This window comes from Streptomyces sp. NPDC026589 (assembly GCF_040638385.1).
In the GTDB taxonomy this organism is placed as follows: domain Bacteria; phylum Actinomycetota; class Actinomycetes; order Streptomycetales; family Streptomycetaceae; genus Streptomyces.
On sequence record NZ_JBEZYG010000007.1, the window covers coordinates 225706 to 247375 of the forward strand.

The following is a 21670-nucleotide window of genomic DNA, read 5'->3' on the forward strand; positions in this document are numbered from 1 at the left end:
ATCTCGCCTTACAGAGTCTCGCCGGGGGTCGACAGGTACGCCTCCTGGAGTTGCCGCAGGACGGGGTGGTCCACGGGGAACTCGGTATCGTCGATCGCAGCCAGCGGCCGGACACCGATCGAGGTGTTCGTGGCGAAGGCTGCTGCCATGCCCTTCGCTTGGTCCAAGGTGACGGTGGCCGTGCGGTGTTCGGCTTGCTGCTGTTGGAGCAGGGCCATGGTGACGCCGGGGAGCACAGGAGCATCGGGCCACACCACGGTGCCCTCCTGATCGACGAAGGCCACGTTCCAGGTCCCGCCCTCGGAGACGAAGCCGTCACGGCCGACGAAGAGGGCGTCGTCGAAGCCTGCGCGCTGGGCCGCGCTCCGGGTGTGCAGGGCTCCGAACAGGCCGACGTGCTTCACCTTGGGAAGGTCGCGCTCGTACACCAGGCTCTGGGCGCGCAGCGGCGCCGGTGGCAGCGCGCCGGCACCGCGGACGGACACGAGAACGTGGGGCTGGTGGGCGTCGGCCGGATGCCCCATCTCGACCTTGGGGTCGTAGATCGAGACGCGGACGACGCACGGCAGGGTCTGTCCCTCCAGAGCCTGGCGGACGTGGTCGCGCACGCGGTCGGTGTCCAGAGCCGCGTTCCACACGATCCTGCAGTCCCGCACAAGGCGGTCCAAGTGCAGCGTCAGGCCACGGATGCTGCCGTCGGTGTCCACGCGCATGGACGTGAAGTGCCCGACGTTCGTGAGCGCCAGGGGGAGCAGATCGTCTACGGATACGGGCTTGCCATCAAGAGTCGCCATGGTGCCCAGCATGTCAGGACCGCCTGCTCGGGCGGCACCCCGAATCAGGTTACTGACGGGTCAACGTCATCTGAAAGTCATTCCCACGCCCTTACGGCGGGGTGTTCGCTAGTCACCATGCAGTCACTTCACGTGATCAGCAGCGAGCCCTTGTCGCGTGCCGCAACGGCGCCACATGCCGAGCTCAGCCGCACTGCCCACCTGGGAGGACCCCAATGAGCCCCGCCCCAGTCGCGCCCACAGGCGGTTGGCCTGATGTGAAAAGGAGTTGTTCCATGCGTCTGCCGCTGCTGTCACGTCGGGGTGCCGGCCAGCGCGCTGCCCCGAGCGGGCAAGGCGGGGGCGGAGTCGTGTCTAGCCCGCAGCGCGATCAGGCGGTCGCCGCAGCGGAGACGGTCGCGCTCGTGCTGGACGAGGCGTCGCCGCTGCCGGAGAGCGCCGACGACGTGGAGGAACTCGCCCGGCGCCTTCGCGGCCACATCAGCCAACTTGGACTCGTCGTACCGGCCGGAACGCCGGCGCTACGCGGCGCGCATCAGCTCGCCTCGGAGGGCGTCCCTGACGGTTACATGCCCAGCCGGGTACATCTCGTCAAGCTGGCTGAGGCAACCCAGGTGCTTATCAAGGTCGTACGGGCTCACGATCTCGTGTCAGCGCATCCGGTGCACCGACGGCGCTGGTGGAAGCTGCAGATCAACCCATTGCGCGGGGCAGTCTTCGCCGTCGCCCTGGTCTGCCTGGTGGTGGCCGCATCGGTGCCACGGACATGACCGCGGTCGGAGCCGTCGTCATCGCCCTGGTCCTCGTGCCGATGGCCTGGCTTGTTCTTCCGGGCCAGCGCGCGGCCCCTCCCGGTCCCACCAGCGAGCACTTGCACCCGCCGCAGCACGCTCCTCCCCGCCCCGGTCACACGAATACCTCCCGTCCCTACCGTTCCCGGCCGCTACTGCGGTCCCAGAACCAGCCCCGGAGCCGCGGGGCCTATGGAGACCCTCACAATGACTCGCCTTCCGCGTATCGAGCAGTACGGCCTGATCGGTGACATGCAGACCAGCGCCCATGTCTGCGACGACGGCTCGATCGACTGGCTGTGCCTGCCCCGCTTCGATTCGCCGGCCGTCTTCGCCGGACTGCTCGGCACCCAGAAGAACGGCTCCTGGCAGATCGCTCCAGCCCCGCACACCGAGCATTCCGACACCGGATCGGTCGCCGAGCGCCGGTACCTCGGTGACTCGCTCGTCCTCGAATCGGTGTGGCGCACCCCGGGCGGATCGGTGCGGGTTCTCGATTTCATGCCGCCGCGCGACGGCGCACCCCAGGTGATCCGGATCGTCGAGGGCGTGACCGGCGAGGTGGCGATGGTTTCGGCTCTTCGTCCCCGGCTGGGGTACGGCAGCGTCAGCCCGTGGATCCACGAGGTCGGGGGCCGCATGGTCGCGGAGGCTGGCGCGGACGCGCTGTGGCTCGACACCGGCGTCCGGCAGGTGGAGAAGGACGGCGTCATCGTCAGTGAATTCGCCGTCGCCGCGGGGCAGAGCGCGGCGTTCGTGCTCAGTTGGTGCCCCTCCCACGCGGCAGCCCCGGACGTTCCCGATCCGGAGGCCGCGCTCGGCGAGACGCTCGCCTTCTGGCAGGACTGGACGCAGGGATGCACCTACGACGGGCCTTTTCGTGAGCCCGTGGTCCGTTCCTCGATAGCGCTGAAGGCGATGACGTACGCGCCGAGCGGAGGGATCGTCGCGGCGCCGACCACGTCGCTCCCCGAGGAGATCGGAGGCGGCCGGAACTGGGACTACCGCTTCACCTGGCTGCGCGACGCCTCCACGACCTTGGCCGCGCTGCTGGGGATCGGAAAGCGGCAGGAGGCCCAGGCGTGGCGGCGATGGCTGCTGCGGGCGGTGGCCGGTGATCCGGAGAACCTGCAGATCATGTACGGAATCGGTGGGGAGCGGGATCTTCCGGAGCGGGAGCTGCCGTGGCTTCCGGGATACGAGGGGTCAGTCCCGGTGCGGGTCGGGAACGGGGCGGCGGACCAGCTGCAGCTCGATGTGTACGGCGAGGTGATCGAGACCTTCTATCTCGCGCACCAGAGCGGTGTCGCCCACTGCGCCGATACCGCGGTTCTGCATCGGCGGCTCATTGAGCAGCTGGTCCAGCGTTGGCAGGAGCCCGATGAGGGGATCTGGGAGATCCGCGGGGTACGCCGGCACTTCGTGCACTCCAAGGTGATGGCCTGGGTGGCCGTCGACCGCACCATCCGCCTGGCCGCGGCCGGCGCCCTCGACATGGACGTGGCCGCCCTGGTCGAGCTGCGCGAGACGATCCATCACGAGGTCTGCACCCAGGGGTTCGATCCGGAGCGCAACACCTTCACCCAGTCCTACGGCTCGAAGGAACTGGACGCCGCCACGCTGCTGATCCCCCGGGTCGGCTTCCTTCCGCCCGACGACCAGCGCGTCATCGGCACGGTGGAGGCTGTACGCAGGGAGCTGTCCACACCGGACGGGCTCGTGCACCGGTACCCGACCACCGGCGACCACGCCGGGATGGACGGGCTCAAGGGGGATGAAGGCGCCTTCATCCTCTGCTCCTTCTGGCTGGTCGATGCCCTGGCCCTGACCGGCGAACTGGACGAGGCCCACGCCCTGTTCGAGCGTCTTCTGGCGCTGCGCAACGATCTCGGGCTTCTGGCCGAGGAATACGACCCTGTCCAGCGGCGCCAGCTCGGCAACTTCCCGCAAGCGTTCAGCCACACGGGCCTGATCCAGAGCGCCCGGCGCCTCGATCTTCTGCGGAACCAGTCCTCCCTTCGCGTCGGATCTCACTCCCCACGCCGGAATCCGCGTCGCGCAGCCGAAGCGCCGCGGGAAACGACGCCGGCCGCGATTCACGGCCCGGGGCGGTCAGCCGTGAACGTCACGCAGCACGACGGATCCGCCTTCCACGGCGAACTCGTGAACGCATCGGCCAGCCGGACGAGCCCCGTCACGCGGACCACACCCGAGGACGTGCGTTCCGGGTGAACGCCAAGGTCCAATCCACCTGTGAGCCACCACCGTTGAGGTTATCCATGATCGACACCGCCTACCCGACTCGGCTGGCCGCGACCGGCCATCGCAGACGGCGGCCTCCGCAGATCGACTCCGCCACAATGCGCTGTGTCCGTCGTGCCGTGGCACGGCCCCTGCTACTGCTGGCGGCACTGCTGGGCGCCGTCTTCGCCGCCCGGTCGCTGTCCACTGTGTCTCCCGGCCTCCTCGTCGCCGGCCTTGTCGTCGGACTCGTCGTCGTCGCGTGGGTCGCGGACCGTGGAGCGCGAACCGCCGCCGGTGCCGTGCAGACAACCGGCGAGGAACGGCGAGCAGCGGTGCTGACCGCCCTCTCGGGAGCTGCGGCGGCCGTGGAGAAGTCGGTGGCATGGTCGGCGGACGAGCTGTGCCGAGGATCACGGCCGCCGTTGCCGGACATGCCGACGCCACAGCCGGCAAGCCCGAACGGCGAGGTCGACACGGCATTGAGTGCACTCCAGGTGCACGCCGTCACGGCGCTGATACGCGTGCACGACGAGTCCCAGTCCGTCGTCCTTCTCGAAGTGCTGCGCCGCCTGGCCATGCGAGAGCACGCCCTGGTCAGCAAGGCCCTGACGGCGCTCAGCCAGCTGGAGATGCTGACCGACGACCCGGACCTGCTGGCGAAGATCTTCGAGATCGACCACCTCGTGACGCGGATGCGTCGCCAGGTCGAGAGCACGGCGGTACTGGGCGGGCAGTCCTTGCGCAGCGTGCGCAGGCCGGTTCCCGTCACCACCGCGCTCCGCGGTGCGGTCTCCGAGGTGGTGCAGTACCCGCGCGTGGTGGTAGCAGCCGGTTCCGTGGGCGCCCAGCTGGGTCTTCCGGGACACGTGGGCCCGGATCTGACGCACCTGGTGGCCGAGCTGATCGAGAATGCCTGCGAGTGCTCCGATCCGGCGACGAAGGTGTGGGTGCGCGCCCAGCGGGTGCCGAACGGCCTGGCGGTCGAGGTCGAGGACCGGGCCGTCCCCATGCGTGCGGAGGCCCGTGCGCAGATGAACCGCCTGCTCCAGGCCCCCGACGCGGTGGACGTCACCGGCCAAGTCCGAGCCGGACAGCTCGGCTTGCTGGTGGCCGCGAAGATCGCCCAGTCGCACGGGCTGTCCGTTGTCCTCCAGGAGAACGTCACGGGCGGCACTACGGCTCTGGTCGTCATTCCAGCCCGCCTCCTCGTAGCCCTTGCCCCCATCGATGGTGCGGGCGGCAGCCACCAGGAGATCCACACCGCCGCACGGCCACCTCTGCAGCCCCCGTCCGCGATGGCCAGCCCATCAACTGACCGGGCAGGTCTTCCGATCGTCGCGGAAGCGCCGTTGGCCGGAGAGGCGGAGCACTCTGCTCCTGCGCCCGCTCTCCCCCGCCGTGTGCGTCAGCCCGGCGCACTGCGCCCGCAACGCGAGCGGGAACAAGCCCCGGCGACGGCCGCAAGGCCAGGACTCGCAGGCGCCTTCCGCAACGGCATCGAGTCCGGCGGAAGCACCAGCTCGACCCCTGATACGACCGGCCAGCCCCAACACTGACGGTCATCCCTCCCCGCGGCCCGGAAATCTCCGCTGGCCCCTCCCCCTTCTGGAGCGATACCCATGAGCGCCCACCCTGAGATGAACCCCGTTACGACCGGAGACGCAATCGCCTCTGCGGCGACCGCGAGCCATCAGCGGGAGGACATGACCTGGCTGCTTCGGCACTTCGTCGCCGATGTTCCGGGCGTCACGCACACCGTCCTGCTGTCGCGGGACGGGCTGCGGCTGCTGGACAGCGACGTCGACAAGGACTGGGCAGACGAGCTGTCGGCCGCGCTCAGCGGTGTGGCCTCCCTCGCGGCAAACATCACCGGCCCAAGCCACGAGAAGCACCCGGCCAGCCAGGTCATGATCGAGCGCGACGACTGCCTGTTCTTCGTCCAGAGCGCCGGTCAGAGTGCGGCCTTCGGAGGCCATCCCAGCAACAACCGCGGCCTGGTGGAAACGGTCCTCGCCGTCATCGCCGCCACGGACGCCGACGCCGGCACCGTCGGGTTCGAGATGGGGCGACTGCTCCAGAAATTCGCCCCCTTCATGCAGATCCCCGTCCGAGTCGGCACGGGTGACGAGGTCCGGTGAGCGCCGACGGCGACGCGGCCGAGGAAACAGCGTTCGTCCGGACCTACACGCTGACACGCGGACGCACCACGCCCCGGCATCTGATGAGCGTGGACACCGTGCTGGACGCCGGACCCGGACAGCCTGGCCCCGGTCAGGTCGGGGAAAGCGAAGAGATCCTCGCCCTGTGCGGGGAGCACCGCCGGTCGGTGGCTGAGCTCGCGGGACGGCTCGGCCGCCCCGTCACCGCCGTCAAAATCCTCATCTCGGACCTCCTGGACGCCCACGCCCTGGTCATCTCCGTCACCGACGCCTATGCCACCTCCGACGAAGCCGCAGACGCAGACGCAGACAAACGTCCCAACCCCCATCTACTGGCTGCCCTCGCCGCGGCCCTGAAAAGGAAGTGGCCCGATGCCGTCACCTACGCCCAGGCCGGATGACCCGGCCGTGGTGTCGCTGACTCCGTCGCGACCGCAAGCCGGCGCACCGACCGTGCTGAAGGTCGTGATCGCCGGGGGCTTCGGCGTCGGCAAGACCACCGCCGTGGGCGCCGTAAGCGAGATCACGCCGCTGAGCACGGAGGAGTACCTCACCGAGGCCAGCGTGGACGTGGACAGCCTGGAAGGGGTCGAGGCGAAGCAGACCACCACGGTCGCCTTCGACTTCGGCCGCCTCAGCCTGCCCGAGCCCGTGCCCCTGGAGCTGTTCCTGTTCGGTACGCCCGGCCAGGACCGGTTCGGGGACCTCTGGTACGACCTTTCCCGCGGAGCTGTCGGCGCGGTCGTCCTGGTCGACACCCGTCGCCTGGCAAGCAGCTTCACCGCCGTCAGCTTCTTCGAGGACATCCGCCTGCCCTTCGTCGTCGCCGTGAACCACTTCGACGGAGCCCACCGCTACCACCCCGACCAGGTCCGCGCCGCCCTCGAACTGCACGCCGACGTACCGGTCGTCACCTGCGACGCCCGAAACCCGCGCCATGTCGCCGGTGTGCTGCTGACCCTCGTCGGCCACGCCCTGAAGAACGCACCGGCAGATTCCGCTCGCCCTCCATCCACCACCCTCCAGGACGCCTGATGTCATACCAGCCCACCGACCCCAACCTCGCGGCACAAACTGATCCAACCGTCCTTTCCTTACCGCAACGCGGCATGCGCAACGGTCTCCACGGCCCGACCATCCCGTCCGGACCCAGCGTCAGCGGGCCCCCGCCGGCCCACCGGGCGATCGAACTGGGCCAGCGGTACGAGCTGCTGGAGCGCCTGGGCGTGTCCACCGCCGCCAGCCAGGACTTCGACGAGCTGGCCCGGGACATGGCCGAACGGACCGGGTTCCTGTACGGGTTCGTGAATCTGTTCCTGGAGGAGCAGACCTTCGTCGGACTGCACCAGCCGCCGGCGAACAGCGGGTACGTCTTCGTCGGCCGCACCATGAACCACGACCACGGCTGGTGCCCGGAGGTCGTGGCCCGCAAGAAGGCCCTCCCCCTGCACGACGTGCACGCCTCCCCCCGCTTCAGCGGCAATCACGTGGTCGACGCGGTCGGGATCCGCTCCTACTTCGGAGCCCCGCTCATCCACGACAGCGGGACGGTGCTGGGCACGGTCTGCGTCATCGACCCCGAGAAGCGCCCCCTGCACGAGGCCCGACGGCTCAGAGACATCGTCATCAACGCCGGCGCGCAGGTAATGGACCGCATCACCCCCGCGCCCAACCGCTAGACCGGTTCCACCACCCCCACCCGGGAGCCGCTAGCGACCCCCCGCCGCACCACCGCGCGACCTTCACCCAGGGAGAGGGAGACGACCATGCCCGCCACACCCGCCACACCGCCTCCGGCGCTGCGGCCCTATCTCACCGCCCGCCACGAACTGCTGTGGAACGAGGCGGACGCCTTCGCGGCCGAACACGTCGCGCCGCGCGCCGTGCGGATGGAAGCCGCTCCGGGCCGGGTGGAGCGCAAGGTCGCCGATCTGATGGCCGCGCGGAAATGGTTCGCCGTCACCGTCCCGTCCACCTTCGGGGGTCTGGGCGCAGGCCATGTGGCCAAGACGGTCCTGATCCACCGCATCGCCTGCGTCTCGGCGACTGCCGCCGCCATCCTGCAGGCCACCCTGATCCCCGTCGGCGCCCTGCTGCACTTCGCCACCGTCGAACAGCAGGCCCGCTGGCTGCCCGGGGTGGCGGACGGTTCTCTGCTCCTGTCGATCGCGGTGACCGAACCGACCGCCGGCGGGCACATCGGCGGCATCGAGACCACCGCCGAACGCACCGGCAATCAGTGGGTGATCACCGGCATGAAGGCACACATCGGCAACAGCCACATCGCCGGAGCCCACCTCGTCCTCGCCCGGACCGCCGAGGCCGGCGTGCGCACCTCCCAGGCGCTGACCGCGTTCATGGTCGAATCCGACCGCCCCGGGCTCACCGTCGCCGACCACCGCCCCGGCCTCGGCCTGCACGGCTTCTCCGTCGGCCACCTCGACCTCGACCACGTCCGCGTCCCCGCCGACAACATCGTCGGAGAGATCGGTCAGGGGCTGAGCGTGGCCCAGAGCAGCAGCATCCTGTACGGCCGGCCGAACCTGGCCGCGGTCAGCCTCGGGATTCACGAAGCGGTCGTAGCCACCACGACCGCTCGCCTCAAGGTACGCCCCCGCTACGGAGGCGCCCTGTCCGATCTGCCGGTCCTGCGGGACCGCGTCGGTGACATGGAGGCCCGGCTGCGCGCCGGGCGCATCCTCGCCTACCAGTCCGTGCACCTTCTCGACCAGGGCCTGTCCTGCGACGCCGACCTGATCAACGCGAAGTACCTGGGCCACCAGTGGGCCATGACGTCAACCCAGGACGCCATGGAACTGCACGGCGCCCAGGCCCTGGACCGCGACTACGTCCTCCAGCGCCTGTGGCGCGACATCCAGCACACCTATCCGCCTGCCGGAACCGGTGACGTCCAGCGAATACGCCTCGCCGATGCCGCGTTCGAGGAGGGCCACATCCAGTGGTCCGAACGCCTGGCCGCCGGTGCCCCCCTGGCGCAACCCGACCCCACGGCCGCATGAGCCCCCGTGCGCGGCGCCCCGTGGACCCCAACCGCCGCGCACGGGCCCGTGCCGCCGGCCCCCGTCCCCCGCGGGGACCGGCGGCACCCCTTCCCGAAACCGTCAGCCCAGCCGAGAAAGAGACGCCCGTGACCCTGTCCATGCCGACCAGCGCACCGATCACACCCTTGAATCCGGCTCAGCAACGTGTCGCCCAACAGCTCGTGGACGGTCTCTCCACCCAAGAGATCGCCACGAGGAACGGCCTGGCGATCGAGACGATCCGCCAGTACGTCCGCGATATCCGGCGGAGTCTCCACTGCCAGCCCCGCTGCAAGCCGCACGTGCTCGTGCACTTCGTGCTGGCCGCCGAACAGGTCACCCCGCCCGCCACCGAGCGGCAAACGCCGGTACTCAACGAGGCGCAGAGGTTGCTGCTGAGGGCGGTCGCTGAGCACAGTGCTCCCCGCGACGTCGCCCTCGCCGCCAGGATCGCCCCCGCCGACCTCCGGACCGCACTCTACAAACTGCTCGACACAACGGGCGCCGATACCGTCACCCAGCTCGTCGTCCTGGCCCACGCGTGGGGACTGCTGGACGCCAGGCCGACCGGCACGGTGGAGAGCGGAGCCGCCCGGTGAAAACGTCCTCTGCCGCGCCGTTCACCGAGCCGTCGCCCACGCCTCCGGGCCAGCCCGCACCGGCAACCGTGTACGAGATGCGCACGCTGAGCACGGACGCCGAGCGGGACGAGGCCGTCGCACTCGTCCAGGACCGTCGACGCTGGCTCACCGTGCGCGGCCTGCTCGTACCCGCCCGAGCCGATATACCGGCTCTGTTCCGCGACCCGCAGGACGCGCCGGCCGGGCTGTTCGAGGACGGGCTGCTGCTGGCCTGCATGATCCCGCAGCGCACGCCCCGCCATGGATGGGACCAAGGCCCGTGCCTCTTCCTGAGCTGCTTCCACACCCTTCCCGGCCACTCCGGCGACACCGTCCGGCTGATCACTCTGTGGGCCTCGGATTTCGCCGCCCGACTCGGTCTGCCGCTCGTGCGCGCGGAGGCCCTCGCTCGCGATCCCCTCTACGCTGATCCGATCGCCCCCTTCCTTCGCCGGGTCATCGACATGGGCTGGAACCTACGGGGACCGGGCAAGGGGCAGGACGGCGAGCCGGTCGCCCGACTTGAACTCCTCGCCGAGCCGCGGCCTGGGCTGAACGCTCTCATCGGCTGCAAAGTCCACGAGCCGCAGTCCGCCGCGGACAGCAGGAGCATCACGTGACGGCCGCCGAAGCGCTGAGGCCAGATATCGCCCGCGAACTCATCGACCGGGCCACGAAGGCGGCGACACGCCGGGCCGGGCGCGTGCGCGACCACCTTGACGGCGTCCGCCTCGGCCAGGGCCGACACTCCGACCACGCCGACGCCAACTGGCTGCGCCGCATCCTGGCCGAATACGGCTGGCCCGGCAACCGCCTCGTCGGCCCCGATGCCGCCCGCGCCGCATGGAGCATCGCTCTGCACAGCGACGACCAACCCGACTTCCAACGCACCGCCACCATCCTGCTGGAGCGAGCCGCGAAGGCCGGCGACGCGCGCATGGACCATTGGGCGCACCTGCACGACCGTGCCCTCATCACCAACGGACGCGCGCAGGAGTACGGAACCCAACTCCTGCTGAATCACGACGGCGTCACGCTGTGTCCGCTGCGCGCACCGGAGTCGGTGGACGAGCGCAGGGCCACCGTCGGGCTGCCGCCGATCACCGTCGCTCTGGAAGCGGTGTGCCGCCGGTACGCGCCGGACCTCCTTGCCGACGACGCCCCGACCGTCGTGCTCGCGGAGGCCGCATGACGAGCGGACCCTTCCCCCGGCAGCGGCCCGGTGCCGGGGAGCACCCCACCTTTCCCACTTCGCTCCGAAAGGACGATGAGCACGATGTGCAAACACACCCCGCCGTGTCCCACAGGTGACGCGCCCGACCGTCAGGCCGCCCGCATCTCTGCCGCCCACCCCGAACAAGGCTGGGAACTGCTGTGCAACGGCGTCCTGCTGTTCGAGGACACCGGCCAGCTCCTGCCGGACGGCAGCATCCTCGCACCGTGCCGCCGGCGGTTCGCGGGCGCAGAGATGCAGAGGTCGGCATGAGCGCCCAGCCAGCACGCAACAGCCTCCTCCGCGTTGGCTCCTACAACGTTATGGACGGCAGCGGTGACCGCTGGGCCGGGCAGATGGACCTCCTGGCATCCCTCGACCTCGACATTCTGGGCGTTCAAGAGGCCAAGCACTGGGAGCGCCAAGACTTTGCCCGGCTCCACGCCACAGCCGCGAAGCTCGGGATGCAGGCGTTGTTCGCGCCGTCGAAAAGCCACGGCTGCCACCTCGTGATCTTCTACCGGTGGCCCCGGGTCAGCTGCGCTCGGTTCCAGCCGGACATCAGCGGCGGCCGGTTCCACCACACCGCTTCCCGCGCCGTGCTGAAGGTCGATGGGATCGCGCTGCAAGTCCTGCACTCGCACTTTCACCCTTTCGCCCCCTCCGCGCGGCTCAAGGAGGCTGGGTGGCTGACGGAGTACGCCGCTGCCGATGCGCTCTCTCTGATCATCGCGGACCTGAACACCTCGGGAATCGGCGACCCGGACCCGGCCGACTGGGACCAGGTGGCGGCCCACCTGCACTCCCGGCACCGGAAGATGCTGCCCGACGGCAGCTACGGGGGCACGGACCGCGACGCTATGCACGCGCTGATGAACGCCGGGTTCGTTGACCCCCCGCGGCACCTCGGGCGGACTCCGCCACGTACAGCCGGCCACTGGGACAGCGGCGAGAACTGGGACCGCCGGTCGGACTACGTGCTCGTGTCCCCCCGTCTGGCCCCGACGATCCACGACCACCTGGTGGTGGACACACCCATCACCCGGGCCCTCGGCGACCACCTCCCGCCGGTCACCGTCCTCAACCTCACCCACCTGGACCGATGAAGACGGTCACCACGCTTCGAAAAGGGACAGACACACGTGCCTGACGGATTTGACTGGCCGAAGTACCGCAAGAGGGTCAGCCCCGAGGTACAGAAGCTCATCGACGCCGAGTTGAAGAAGCGGTACGACGCCGGTGCCACAATTCGCGGCCTCATGGAGGAATCGGGAAAGTCGTACGGCTACATCCACCGACGCCTCGACGCCTCCGACGTCACGTTCCGCCCTCGGGGCGGCGACATGCGCCCCTCACGCCGATCGGCGGACAGCGGTCCAAAGGCACCGCGCTGACAGCCGCGGCCCCCATTCCCCATAGCTGCCTCGCAGCACGACGACCCGCCCACCATCAACCTCACGGACACATGCCGAGCCGTGGCGACTGCGGGCATGGCGTCCTCATCATCAGCGCAACGAAAGGGCTGTTGAAGCAATGAAACTCAGCACTGCGGTTCTCCTGACCGGTCTCTCCATCGTCGGCGTCGGAGCAGTCCGGGTCTTCCAGGAGGCTCGGCACCAACGGCAGCGGAACGAAGCGATCCTCGCGCGCAACCAGCTCGACTGGCTGGCCCAAGTGTCCACCCACCCCGAAACGGCTGCGACGTGGGCGCCCTCCGACATGGAGCCCACCGCCTACCAGGAAGCTATGGGCGCCAATCGGCTGCTCTGCATGATCAGCCTTCGCCACCGGCTCGGAGTCATCAGCGACCAGCAGCTGCCCCACTTCGCCCAGTACCTCATGAGGTCCCCCGCCTGCCGTGCGTACTGGAAGCGGTTCTCGACCGTCCGTGAGGAGGAGGCCACGAACGAAGGCAGCGCGAAGGCTGCGGCGTTCAACGCAGCCATGAAGTGGGCCTACACCGATGCGGTCGACGACCCCGCCGACCACTGAGGCGTACCTCTTCCGCCGCCCCCATCCGGGGGCGGCGGACCGCGCAGGCACCCTCGGACGCGCGAGGGAGACAGAGCCTCTGCCCTTGCACCGTCCGTCAGCTTCATAGGGAAGTTGTCGGACGGCCCACCTGCCCAGCCCACTTCACAGAGGGGGAGTTCTCGGAGATGACGCCCTTCCCGCTCTCGTTCTCGACCGCCACCGAGGCCGAGCGGCTCCGTTCCCTGCGCCTGGAGACGTGCTCCGCCGTGCTGCACCGCCGCGACAACCCCGTCCGTGTTGCCCGGTACGCGCTGGTCCGGGTCGGCCGTGAGCCCGCCGACCGACTCGCCCAGGTCGCCAACCACTCCGACGGGTGGGAAGTTGCGATCACCACCTGGGACACGACGGAGATGACCGATCCCGTCACCCGCCCCCAGTTCGCGCGCCTCCGACACGCGATGCGGGCGGGCACGCTCCACGGCGTCATGGCACCCAGCCGTAACGACATCAGCACCTTTGCCGGGGTCTACGAGGACACCCTGCACACCATTCGATCCGCCGGCGGTTTTCTTGCTCTCGTCCGAGACGAGACCGAGCTATGACCATCGCCACCGAACCGCAGCTCCGATTCGTCTCGGGGACTCACGGCCGCGGGCCGTTGACCCTGTCGAGCACCGAGCCGATCACCGTCTGTGTTCGGGCTGCGGATCCGCTCTCCCGGGCGGGGGTCGTGGCCCAACTGGGGCCACGGCCCGAAGTACGCCTTCGCAGCAGCGAGGAGAGTAGCCCTGGAGTCCTTCTCCTGGTCACGGATGCGGTGGACGACGACGTACAGGTGCAACTTCGGCGCACCCAGCGCACGAGCGAGACACGCACCGTCCTCCTCGTCACGGCGATCGATGGGCAACAGCTGCTGAGCGCCGCAGAGTGCGGCATCGGAGGCATTGTCCGGCGTGCCGACGCCACCCCCGAACACCTCGTCGAAGTCATCACATCCGTTGCGCGCGGGCAGGCGTACCTGCCCGGGGACCTTCTTGCGCAATTCCTCTCGGAGTTCACCCGCGTGCAGCAAGAGGTGCTGGCACCACGGGGGCTCTGCGCCACGCGGCTCTCACCGCGCGAACGAGAGGTGCTGCGGCGGTTGGCCGAGGGACAAGACACCGCCCAGATCGCGGAATCGCTGTCCTTCTCCGTACGCACGATCAAGAACACCCTGCAGAAAGTGATGATCCGCTACCAGCTTCCCAATCGCACGGCAGCCGTCGCGTTCGCGATGAGAGAAGGGCTCATCTGATGTGCGCGGCAGAGAGCCGGAATGCCGCGACTGACGCCACCGGCGAGGTGAACGGCCTTGTGGCGTTTCCCGAGACGCCCACCGCCGCCCGCCGAAACAGGGCGGCGAGACCCGATGTGGCAGCCGAACCCGACGCGCTCCACGGCCCCCACGAGGCGGCCAGGACGCAGGCGCACCTTGCCCGTGCCAGGAAGGCCGCAGTATCGGCCGACCGGCTCGCCGTCGGTGCCGCTGAAGGTGAGGAGGGCCCGTCCGATTCCTCGCGCTCGCTCCCGCAGCGGGCCGCCGTACTGCTCAGTGTCCTAGCGACGATCACCGGTGCCGACGTACGCATCTCCGGCACACCCACCGCGCTCCTCGCCGAGATCCATCTCGGTGCCGGCCTATCGGAGACCGAGCACAGGAACCTCCTCGAAGCTCTCTCTCTAGCTGATCAGTTCGGCCACTCCATCACTCGGCGAGACGGCGAGAAGGTCTGGGCCTCCTACGGGTCGATTCCCCGCAGCGGACGTCAGCCTCACGGGGCCGGGCCTCCCCCGTCGACAGCCTCGCTCCGCCCTGCCCAGGACACCGAGTCTGCCGCCTTCTACACCGCGCGCGAGAGGAGTCGAGGTGGTGAATTCCACCCGCCGGTCTGACCGACAGCCCGCTCCCGACGGCGCCGCCGCCCGGCGAAACCACCCGGCGGGACACACGGCACCAGGACGCTGAACCGCACTCGGGCGCAGCCCGAAGCAAGCCTGAATACACCCACCACCGCCCTCACCAGATCGGAACCTCGCATGCCCCCCAGGCCCTCCCTCGCACCGCCTGGCCTGGTCAAGAGTGTCGCCGTCTTCAGCGGCGAAATCATCGACCGCGCCCTCCACGACACCTTGCGCTCCCACTTCGCGGACCACCCTGATGTCGCAGTCGTACTCATAGTGGACCGGATAGGTGTGCACGACCTCAACGCCATCGCCCCGTACGGGGTCTGCGCCGTTGTCCGGACCAGCGAGCTGACCGGCAGGCCGAACCTTCTGACCACCGTGAAAGCCACGGTCGCCCAGGGCGGCTACCGCCTTCCTGCCGGCCTGGGCGCCTCCGTGCGCAACACCGTGGCCAGCCCACCGCACATGCAACGCCCATTCGGACAGCCAGGCATCCTGCTGAGACCCTTCGAACTCGACATGGTGATTCTCGCTGCCGAAGGACGAGGAAAGAGCGGAGCCGCCCAACAGCTCGACAGGACCCCGGGGCACGTCAGAAACGCCCGCAAGAACCTCTTCCAGAGGCTGGGCGTAAACACGATGGCCGCCTGTGTCAGCTACGCGGCCCGCGAAGGGCTCCTGTGGAACGACTCTGCTGACGGTGAGCCATCATGATCGCGTCTACGGCCGAGGCCAGGAACCGGACGGACAACTCGCTGCGGAACACGCCGGTGGGATCACTTCCACACACTCCCCCGGCCCCGCCAGCTTCCTCGGTCTCCTGCCGGGGAGTCGCGGGCACCCCAAGCCCCGGCGCGAGCCGCAGGCCCCTCTCGCTGCGCGGCCACCGCGGCTTCCGGGCGTACTGGTTGGGCGAGGCGACGAGCCGGATGGGCTCGTCGCTCTACACCGTCACGCTGCCCGTGATCGCGGCCGTGGAGCTCGCGCCCACGGCGTCAGGGCTGGCACGCCGTACGACAGGAGGAAGAGCATGACCGCCATCAGCCCTGCGCCCGGCCGGACGGGCGTCCTGGCATCAGGCGCTCATCGCCTCGCCGTGGGGGCCGATGGGCGGGGGCAGCGCTCGGACGCGCTCGCGCAGCTGCTCGGTGCCGCTCGCGTCGGTGGTACCGAGGACCGTGGCGAGCTGTGCGAGGCGAGTGCGGGACGTGGCCCGCAACCGGTCCGCCGGGATCAGGGAGAGTACCTCCGTCGCGCGTTGTGCCGCGTCGGCCGGATGCTCGGCGGCCTCGGCCTGAGCCATGACCAGCGACGCTGCGGCCCAGGAAGGGGTCGCTTCGGTGGCCGCGGCCAACGAGGTCTCTGCGCAGGCACGGGCGCGGTCCGTCCTGCCCAGGACACGCTGGGCATCGGCTTCGTGCAGGGCGTACTCGGCCGCGTCGAAGCCGAATCGGCCGGGAGCCCATCCCTGAGCATCGGCTTCCAGCTCGCGCGTCGCCGCCACGAGCGCGCCGTCGGTGTCCCGGTCACGTCCGAGCGCGGCAAGCGAGGGGACGCGCGCCCACGCGCTGACCTGGGCCCGAGCCAGACCGGCCGGTGCGATGGAGGCGGCGCGCTCGGCGTACGTGAGCGCGGTCGTATGGTGGCCTGCTGCTCGCGCCACCATGGCCTGAGCGCCCCAGGACCAGGCCGAAAGCCGGGCATCACCCGCGCGGTCGCCGTACGTGACCGCCGTCGCGAGGTGAGCACGGGCACCGGTGTAGTCGTCCAGGTGGAACGCGAGGTTGCCCATGAGCGCGGACAACCACCCGACAGCCCGTCGTACGTCGGTTCCCACCGTTTCGGAGATCTGGTCCTGGGTGAGTGCCTGCGACAGCAGGCCGCGGGCCTGGTGAACTTCTCCGAACAGGGTCGCCGGGGGGTGCTTGCTGTAGCCGAGGGCGTAGTGCTCGATGGCGGCCTCGGCCAGCTCGACGACGGTGCTGCTGCCGGCCGGTTCGACGAGCAGGGCGAGATGAAGAGACTCTCGGACGGCGGGCAGTCCGGCGGCGGTGGTCATGGTCCTCATTTCCCGTGCGGGAGTGGCGCACGCTTTCACGGCAGGGGCACTGTATCCACCCCGGTGCTGACGCGGGCCCATGCTGCGCCGGTCGAGGCCGAGTTGGTCGGTGCGTGCCTCGTAGACCGTGCACAGGGCCTCGGCGTACTCCTCGCTGGGCCACTCGGATCGGTGGTGTTCCCACCTGCAGAGCATCGGCTGGGACAGCCCTGGCGGAAGCAGCCCCCGGGAGCGGTAGAGCGCGCCCACGTGCGCGATGGTTGCCGATCGCGACCATCCCAGAGCCAGTCGCCACGCTTCCAGTGGCGCCATCTCGGGCACTTGGGCGCTGATGGCCTCCGCGATTCGTTCCGTGCTGAGCCCTTGCCGCCGGCCGACCTCGCTGATCTGCTCGGCGGTCTTACGCATGACGACGCGCCGCGACCGACTGACCGTGATCACTTGTTTACCTCCCGTGAGGCTCCCTGGGAGTCACCGTACATAAGCCTGGCCGCGGGTGGCAGTGCGTCCGGCTTGGCATCGGTGCGCATTGCGGGTCACCCGCAATGCTGGTGCGCAGCAGCCGCAATGACACAACGTCGTCTGGTTGTAACGCTGTTGCCTCGACGAGTCCGTCTGGGACGCCACCGTCGACGCCTGCCTCACGTTCCCTCCCCCGCCGCATGGCACCCACGTCCCGTGCGCAACGGTGAAAGGACTGAACCGTGACTCCGTTCCCCCGCTTCCCTCCTCGCGCCGCAGGCGAGGATCGCCGAGCTCGCACTCCATCGCTGGTCCGGCGAGCCGTGCCGCGTCCGCGGGAGCTCCGGGTCCTTGTCGACGGGGTCGACATGGCCGGGAAGTCCACGCTGGTGCGGGCTCTGGTCGCCGAACTGGAAGGACGCGGTGTTCCGGCCGTCCGCCACCGGGGGATGCTGGCCGGCCTCCACCCTCTGCAGCCGCTGCTGCGGCAGTTGTCCTCTGCGCGGCAGCCGGACAGCTGGTGGACGACCACTGCGTACGTGGTCGGCGGGTTTCTGCTCGACGGACTACTCGTCCGTCTCCTTCCTCCGCGCCCGCGGGGCCGCGTGATCGTCCAGGACGGCTACGGCGACCGGACGGTGGCGTTCGGGATGGCCGGAGGGCCCTACCTGGCGGCGGTGCTCGCGTTGCGGTGGCCCCGGGCGTTCGCCCGGTTCGACCTCGCCGTCTACCTGCACGCCTCGCACGAAGCGAGGGCCGCCCGGCTCGGCCAGGGCCGGGGCCACATCGACGTCCGCGACGAACGCACCGTGCGCGATACCGCGTTCACCGAGCGGTTCCACGCCTTCCACGTCCACGGGATGGGCCGGCGTCACGACCGGCTCGTGGTGCTCGACAGCAGTCTGCGCGGCCCGGCCGACATGGCCCGGGAGATCGCCGACCGCCTCCTGACCGAGCGCGCCCCCACCGGGCCCTGCCCCGGACCTTCGTCCTCGACCACCGCTACCCGAAGGAGCGAGAAGTGACCGTTCTTGATCCGCCTCCGGCGACGTCCCCGTCCGGGACCGACCGCACCTGGCACCCCTGGACCCCAATCCAGCAGACGGAGCGGCTGACGCTCGTCTCCGGGAGCGGCTGCCACGTGAGCGACGACCAGGGGCGCAGCTACCTGGACCTGCGCTCGGGCACCCTGAACGCGACGGTCGGCTACAGCCACCCGGCGGTGGTGGAGGCGATGAGCGCGCAGGCGTCGACGCTGATGACCTGGGACCTGGCCGAGGTGTCCACCCTGCCGGCGCGGGACCTGGCCGACCGGATCGCCGGTCTCCTGCCAGGCCCGCTGGAGCACACGCTGTTCTGCAACTCGGGGTCGGAGGCGACCGAGGCCGCCGTGAAGATCGCGCGGATGTGGCACTGGATCGAGGGGCGCCCCGAACGCACGGTGGTGCTCTCTTTCACCGACGGCTACCACGGAGCGACCACGGCGGCGATCGCCGCGACCGCCTCACCGTTCCGCCGCGAGGGCGCCGGGCCCCTGCCCGAGGGATACGCCCACCTGGCCACGCCACGCTGTGCGGCGTGCGCGGACGGGACGCAGCACGAGGAGTGCCGCATCCCCGGGACCGAGGAGTGGGAGGCGCAGATCCAGGCCGTCGGCGCGGAGTCGGTCGCCGCCGTTCTCGTCGAACCGGTCCTGAGCGTCGGCGGCGTCATCGTCCCCCCGCCTGGCCGGCTGGCCGAACTGCGGGCCCTGTGCGATCGGTACGGGATCCTGCTGATCGCGGACGAGGTGGCCACCGGCTTCGGCCGAACGGGCGCGATGTTCGGTTTCGAGCACGATCTCGGCAGCGCCGGGGCGGCCCCGGACATCATCACCACGGCCAAGGGCCTGACCGGCGGGTACGCGCCGCTGGCCGCCGTGACCGTCCGCGCGGACATTCACACCGCCTTCGCCCGAGACCCGCTGCTCGGCGGGCTGCGGCACGGGCACACCACCGGCGGTCACGCGACCGCCTGCGCGATCGCCCTCGCCGTCCTGGACATTGTGGAGGGCGACAAGCTGGTCGAGGCCGCCGCCGCCCGGGGCGCGCAGCTCCTGGACGCGCTGGCTCCGTTGAAGGAGCGGCAGGACGTGCGCGACGTGCGCGGGCAGGGCCTGCTGATCGGCGTCGAAATGGCCTCCATGGACCTGGCCGACCTCGTCGCTCGGACCGCGCAGGAGCAGGGCGTCCTGATTCGCGCCTTCGGTCCGGTCCTGACCGTGGCCCCTCCGCTGATCGTCAGCGAGGAGGAGGCCAAGCACGGCGCCCGCGTTCTGTCGGACGCGATCGGTGCCGTCGCCGCGGGCGGTGTTCGATGAACGGGCTCCGCGACACCGTGGTCCTCCCGCTGGCCGGGCGCGGGAGCCGACTGGGACTGCCCACCCCGAAGGAACTCCTGCCGATCGGGCCGGGCCGCGTCGCCCTGGACGACACCCTGGAGCTGCTGGCCCCGCACACCGACCGGCTGCGGCTGCTCGCCGTCCTGGGACCGGACCGCGAGCCAACCGCCCGCTACCTGGAGCGCCGCTGCCACGAGCTGGGGCTGCCGCTCGCCGTGGCCCGGCAGAATCCGGACTTGCCGGAGTCGACCGGCGCGGTCCTGGGCGCCGCCCCCTGGTACGGGCCCGCGACCCTGGTCCTCCTCGCCGACCAGGTCCTGCACGCCCCGGCCCCCGGCGCCGTCGGCGAGGCCCTGGACCTCATCCACGCCGGACACGAGTCGGTGTTCCTGGCCGCCCGGGAGGACGACCCCGAACGCCTGGCCGTGGACGGGGCCCTGCACGTGAAGTGGGCCGCCGACGGGCTGCTGCACGTCACCGACTACGCCGACAAGCCCGGCCTTCAGGCCGCGGACCGGTTCAACGCGGTCTGGTTCGGCTACGCCGTCGCCCACCACGCGGCGACGGGTTTCGTCGACGCGCTGCACCGGGCGACGCTCGGCCTGCCCGAGCACCCGCACCAGATGGACGCCATCCTCGGTGCGGCGGCCGTCGAAGTCGGCCCGTTCACCGACCTGGGCACATGGCCCGCAGTTACCGCGCACTGGGCGGGGGCGGGCGCATGAGCCGCATCGGGATTCTCGCCAGCCCTTACCCCGTCGACGACCAGCTCGGCGGGATCGGCCTGCGCCTGTGGGAGACGGCCCAGGTCCTTGCGGACGCCGGCCACCAGGTCACCATCTACGCGCCGCGCGCCTCGGACTTCACCCACCCCGGCGTCACCGTCGTCGCCGGAGGCGAGAAGGAGACCGTCGCCTCCAGCGACGCCGTGATCACCACCGACCTGCCCGACACCCGGCTCCTGCTGGACGCCTACGAGCGTGGCGCGCTCCTGATCGCGGAGAACGCCCCGCCCATCGAGCACCTGCACTTCGACTCCTTCACCGGCCCCGGAGCCGAGGTCGAGGCCCTGTACCGGGACACCGTGGCGCGGTGGCGGCTGCAACTGCTGCTCTCCGACCATCTGCTGGTCCGCTCGGAGGCCGAACGCGCCTCCACCCTCGGTGCCTTGGTCGCGGCGGGCCGGATGTCGGCCCTGCACCACCGTGCCGGTGCCGACCTCTCCGACCTGGTCAGCCTGGTGCCCATCGGCTACAACCGGCACTCCCTGCGCACGGCCGACACCGCCGCCGTGCGTGAGGACGCGGAGTGCGAGCTGCTGTGGAACGGCGGCGTGTGGGACTACTGCCGCCCCGACCCCGTCCTTCACGCCCTCGCGGCCGACCCCACGAGCGCCTTACGGCTGCGGCTGCTGTACGCCCCGCCGCCCGTACGGCTCGACGCGCTGCTCACCCGGGCGGACAACCTCGACGTGGCGGATCGGGTGCTGCTGCCCGAGGAGCCGGTGGCGCACCGAGCGCGCGACGGATGGGTGAAGGCCGCCCGCGCCGTGGTGATCACCGGCGAGCGCACGGCGGAGAACATGACGTGCCACCGGCTGCGGCTGCGGGATGCCGCCCTGTACCGGCTGCCCGTCGTCGTCGACGGCTACGGCGCCACCGGCGATCTCGTCGCCGCCCTCGGCATCGGCCCGGTCATCGACCCCAACCACCCCCAGGCCCTGGCCGCCGCCCTGCGTTACGCGGCCGGCGACGGCCCGGAGCGGGAGCGCTACCTCGCCGCCCTGGACACCGCCCGCAGCCCCCGCCGCGGCCGGTTCGCCCTGGAACGCCACCTCGCCCCGCTCCTGGGACTGCTGGAGTCCGGTCACCGGGCGCCGGACCGTACCGACCGCCATCACCAGGACGCCATCCACACCCTGCTCACCCGCCACCCGGGCCTGCGCGAGCAGGCCCCGGCCGTCATCTGACCCCCGATCCGGAAGGACTT

The 21670-nt window shown here is 70.4% G+C and carries 24 protein-coding genes and 1 pseudogene; 23 read left to right on the top strand and 2 right to left on the bottom strand.

Annotation, left to right across the window (positions count from 1 at the left end; all coding sequences use genetic code 11):
- Positions 1 to 8: 8 nt before the first annotated feature.
- Positions 9 to 794 carry an aminotransferase class IV family protein gene (locus AB0F29_RS14600; RefSeq protein ID WP_361871574.1) on the bottom strand — a complete coding sequence of 262 codons (786 nt, stop codon included), beginning with the start codon at positions 792 to 794 and terminating at the stop codon, positions 9 to 11.
- A gap of 275 nt (positions 795 to 1069) precedes the next feature.
- Here AB0F29_RS14600 and AB0F29_RS14605 point away from each other — a divergent pair, with 275 nt between their 5' ends.
- From AB0F29_RS14605 to AB0F29_RS14695, 19 genes and pseudogenes are all read left to right on the top strand, one after another.
- Positions 1070 to 1564, top strand: coding sequence for a DUF6415 family natural product biosynthesis protein (locus AB0F29_RS14605; protein WP_361871576.1), 495 nt, complete (start codon positions 1070 to 1072; stop codon positions 1562 to 1564).
- Between the two features lie 228 nt (positions 1565 to 1792).
- A pseudogene (locus AB0F29_RS14610) lies at positions 1793 to 3577 on the top strand (glycoside hydrolase family 15 protein); the annotation flags it as partial.
- A gap of 287 nt (positions 3578 to 3864) precedes the next feature.
- Positions 3865 to 5385, top strand: coding sequence for an ATP-binding protein (locus AB0F29_RS14615; RefSeq protein ID WP_361871579.1), 1521 nt, complete (start codon positions 3865 to 3867; stop codon positions 5383 to 5385).
- Positions 5386 to 5448: 63 nt separating this feature from the next.
- A complete protein-coding gene (locus AB0F29_RS14620) occupies positions 5449 to 5967 on the top strand; it encodes a roadblock/LC7 domain-containing protein (RefSeq protein ID WP_361871582.1) in 519 nt (172 codons plus the stop codon).
- Positions 5964 to 6389, top strand: coding sequence for a DUF742 domain-containing protein (locus AB0F29_RS14625; protein WP_361871584.1), 426 nt, complete (start codon positions 5964 to 5966; stop codon positions 6387 to 6389). The genes AB0F29_RS14620 and AB0F29_RS14625 overlap by 4 nt, the downstream gene beginning before the upstream one ends.
- A gap of 52 nt (positions 6390 to 6441) precedes the next feature.
- Positions 6442 to 7023: an ATP/GTP-binding protein gene (locus AB0F29_RS14630; RefSeq protein WP_361871971.1), complete on the top strand. Its 582-nt coding sequence runs from the start codon at positions 6442 to 6444 to the stop codon at positions 7021 to 7023.
- Positions 7023 to 7667 (top strand): GAF domain-containing protein, encoded by a 645-nt coding sequence (locus AB0F29_RS14635; protein ID WP_361871587.1) that lies wholly within the window; start codon positions 7023 to 7025, stop codon positions 7665 to 7667. The genes AB0F29_RS14630 and AB0F29_RS14635 overlap by 1 nt, the downstream gene beginning before the upstream one ends.
- A gap of 87 nt (positions 7668 to 7754) precedes the next feature.
- Complete coding sequence (locus AB0F29_RS14640; RefSeq protein ID WP_361871590.1) at positions 7755 to 9008, top strand: acyl-CoA dehydrogenase; 1254 nt, start codon at positions 7755 to 7757, stop codon at positions 9006 to 9008.
- 128 nt (positions 9009 to 9136) lie between these two features.
- Positions 9137 to 9628 carry a DNA-binding protein gene (locus tag AB0F29_RS14645; protein ID WP_361871592.1) on the top strand — a complete coding sequence of 164 codons (492 nt, stop codon included), beginning with the start codon at positions 9137 to 9139 and terminating at the stop codon, positions 9626 to 9628.
- The gene (locus AB0F29_RS14650; RefSeq protein ID WP_361871594.1) at positions 9625 to 10269 is read left to right on the top strand and encodes a hypothetical protein; all 645 of its coding nucleotides are present in this window, start codon (positions 9625 to 9627) and stop codon (positions 10267 to 10269) included. The genes AB0F29_RS14645 and AB0F29_RS14650 overlap by 4 nt, the downstream gene beginning before the upstream one ends.
- Complete coding sequence (locus tag AB0F29_RS14655) at positions 10266 to 10841, top strand: DUF6624 domain-containing protein (protein ID WP_361871597.1); 576 nt, start codon at positions 10266 to 10268, stop codon at positions 10839 to 10841. Before AB0F29_RS14650 ends, AB0F29_RS14655 begins: the two co-directional genes overlap by 4 nt.
- A gap of 84 nt (positions 10842 to 10925) precedes the next feature.
- Positions 10926 to 11135: a DUF5999 family protein gene (locus tag AB0F29_RS14660; protein WP_361871600.1), complete on the top strand. Its 210-nt coding sequence runs from the start codon at positions 10926 to 10928 to the stop codon at positions 11133 to 11135.
- Positions 11132 to 11968 (top strand): endonuclease/exonuclease/phosphatase family protein, encoded by an 837-nt coding sequence (locus AB0F29_RS14665; protein ID WP_361871602.1) that lies wholly within the window; start codon positions 11132 to 11134, stop codon positions 11966 to 11968. The genes AB0F29_RS14660 and AB0F29_RS14665 overlap by 4 nt, the downstream gene beginning before the upstream one ends.
- A gap of 36 nt (positions 11969 to 12004) precedes the next feature.
- Entirely contained in the window at positions 12005 to 12256 is a 252-nt protein-coding gene (locus AB0F29_RS14670; RefSeq protein WP_361871603.1) for a helix-turn-helix domain-containing protein, read from the top strand.
- 139 nt (positions 12257 to 12395) lie between these two features.
- Entirely contained in the window at positions 12396 to 12854 is a 459-nt protein-coding gene (locus AB0F29_RS14675; RefSeq protein ID WP_361871605.1) for a DUF6082 family protein, read from the top strand.
- A 167-nt stretch (positions 12855 to 13021) separates the two neighbouring features.
- Positions 13022 to 13438 (top strand): hypothetical protein, encoded by a 417-nt coding sequence (locus tag AB0F29_RS14680; protein WP_361871608.1) that lies wholly within the window; start codon positions 13022 to 13024, stop codon positions 13436 to 13438.
- A complete protein-coding gene (locus AB0F29_RS14685; protein ID WP_361871611.1) occupies positions 13435 to 14130 on the top strand; it encodes a response regulator transcription factor in 696 nt (231 codons plus the stop codon). Before AB0F29_RS14680 ends, AB0F29_RS14685 begins: the two co-directional genes overlap by 4 nt.
- Positions 14130 to 14768 (top strand): hypothetical protein, encoded by a 639-nt coding sequence (locus AB0F29_RS14690; RefSeq protein ID WP_361871613.1) that lies wholly within the window; start codon positions 14130 to 14132, stop codon positions 14766 to 14768. The genes AB0F29_RS14685 and AB0F29_RS14690 overlap by 1 nt, the downstream gene beginning before the upstream one ends.
- A gap of 144 nt (positions 14769 to 14912) precedes the next feature.
- Complete coding sequence (locus tag AB0F29_RS14695) at positions 14913 to 15494, top strand: DNA-binding response regulator (RefSeq protein WP_361871615.1); 582 nt, start codon at positions 14913 to 14915, stop codon at positions 15492 to 15494.
- 361 nt (positions 15495 to 15855) lie between these two features.
- On the opposite strand, the gene AB0F29_RS14700 is transcribed toward AB0F29_RS14695, so the two are convergent.
- The gene (locus AB0F29_RS14700; RefSeq protein ID WP_361871617.1) at positions 15856 to 17280 is read right to left on the bottom strand and encodes a Twin-arginine translocation pathway signal; all 1425 of its coding nucleotides are present in this window, start codon (positions 17278 to 17280) and stop codon (positions 15856 to 15858) included.
- Between the two features lie 389 nt (positions 17281 to 17669).
- Between AB0F29_RS14700 and AB0F29_RS14705 the strand changes: the two genes are divergently transcribed.
- Genes AB0F29_RS14705 through AB0F29_RS14720 form a run of 4 tightly spaced genes read left to right on the top strand, consistent with a single transcriptional unit; the run spans position 17670 to position 21650 of the window.
- Positions 17670 to 18326 carry a hypothetical protein gene (locus AB0F29_RS14705; protein ID WP_361871620.1) on the top strand — a complete coding sequence of 219 codons (657 nt, stop codon included), beginning with the start codon at positions 17670 to 17672 and terminating at the stop codon, positions 18324 to 18326.
- Entirely contained in the window at positions 18323 to 19660 is a 1338-nt protein-coding gene (locus tag AB0F29_RS14710; protein ID WP_361871622.1) for an aminotransferase class III-fold pyridoxal phosphate-dependent enzyme, read from the top strand. Before AB0F29_RS14705 ends, AB0F29_RS14710 begins: the two co-directional genes overlap by 4 nt.
- A complete protein-coding gene (locus AB0F29_RS14715; RefSeq protein WP_361871625.1) occupies positions 19657 to 20406 on the top strand; it encodes a hypothetical protein in 750 nt (249 codons plus the stop codon). Before AB0F29_RS14710 ends, AB0F29_RS14715 begins: the two co-directional genes overlap by 4 nt.
- Positions 20403 to 21650 carry a hypothetical protein gene (locus AB0F29_RS14720; RefSeq protein WP_361871628.1) on the top strand — a complete coding sequence of 416 codons (1248 nt, stop codon included), beginning with the start codon at positions 20403 to 20405 and terminating at the stop codon, positions 21648 to 21650. The genes AB0F29_RS14715 and AB0F29_RS14720 overlap by 4 nt, the downstream gene beginning before the upstream one ends.
- Positions 21651 to 21670 lie beyond the last annotated feature (20 nt).